The sequence below is a fragment of the Paraburkholderia sp. SIMBA_027 genome (assembly GCF_046535315.1).
Classification (GTDB): domain Bacteria; phylum Pseudomonadota; class Gammaproteobacteria; order Burkholderiales; family Burkholderiaceae; genus Paraburkholderia; species Paraburkholderia tropica.
In genome coordinates, this window is the sequence record NZ_JAWRWY010001028.1 from 1 (window position 1) to 257 (window position 257).

The window sequence follows — 257 nt, forward strand, 5'->3', positions numbered from 1 at the left end:
CTGATCCTCAACGGGCAGATGCCGCGGTCGCTTGCCTATTGCTACGAGAAGGTCGTCAGCAATCTTGGCTATATCTCGCGCAGCTACGGCGGCGAGCGGCTGAGGGCGCATGATACCGCGGATGCTATCCGCGCTTCGCTGCATTCGCGGGCGATCAAGGACGTGATCGATCAGGGGCTGCACGAATTCCTCGAGGAGTTCGTCAACCGCAACAATTCGCTCAGCGTCGAGATCACCAACGGCTACCGGTTTTATGT

At 58.8% G+C, this 257-nt stretch carries 1 protein-coding gene; it reads left to right on the forward strand.

What is annotated here, in order from left to right; genetic code table 11:
• A partial coding sequence (locus SB764_RS42235; protein WP_410867070.1) for an alpha-E domain-containing protein occupies nt 1-257 on the forward strand: 257 nt, incomplete at both ends.